This window comes from Mycobacterium sp. 1245852.3, from assembly GCF_001669335.1.
GTDB lineage: Bacteria > Actinomycetota > Actinomycetes > Mycobacteriales > Mycobacteriaceae > Mycobacterium > Mycobacterium europaeum_A.
Map to the genome: position 1 here is coordinate 1 of NZ_LZLL01000177.1, position 634 is coordinate 634.

Below are 634 nucleotides of genomic sequence, written 5' to 3' on the forward strand. Positions count from 1 at the left end.
ACCCCGGTGCCGGCCACATACAACCCCCCCACCACCCCGGCGGGCACCGGGCGCAACCAACTGTCGAGGACAAACAGTGCGGCTCCGCTGACCGGCGAGCCGATCGGCACCACACCCGCGCCCGCGGACAGCGGGGCGCTGATCGCCACACACATCGTGGTCTCGGTCGGGCCATAGGCATTGACCATCACCCGACCAGGCGCCCACCGATCCACCACCTCGACGGGGCACGCCTCACCGACCACGGCCACGGCCACCGACTCCAATTCCTCGACCGGCAACGTCGCGAGCGCGGACGGCGTCTGGGTCAACATGCTGACCCGCTCGGCCACCAAAACCCGATGTAACTCGTGCGGGGAACTGGTCACCGGCTCAGAGACCACCACCAGGCGCCCACCTCGCAACAGGGCACCAAAGATCTCCCACACCGACACGTCGAAAGCCAACGAGTGACACAACGCCCACGTACCCGTCCCCGGCAGGCCAGCGCCCAACGACCCCAACAGCTCGGTCACATTGCAATGGGTGATCGCCACCCCCTTGGGCACCCCGGTGGTGCCCGAGGTGTAGATCAAGTACGCGATATCGTCGGGCTCGGGGCCCGTCAAGCCTGTACCGGGCTGGGCATCCACAG

General features: G+C 67.7%; 1 protein-coding gene. It reads right to left on the reverse strand.

The genetic code is table 11. From position 1 onward, the window contains the following. Positions 1 to 634 (reverse strand): AMP-binding protein (locus A9W96_RS07885; protein ID WP_156765151.1); only part of this gene is annotated, 634 nt, incomplete at both ends.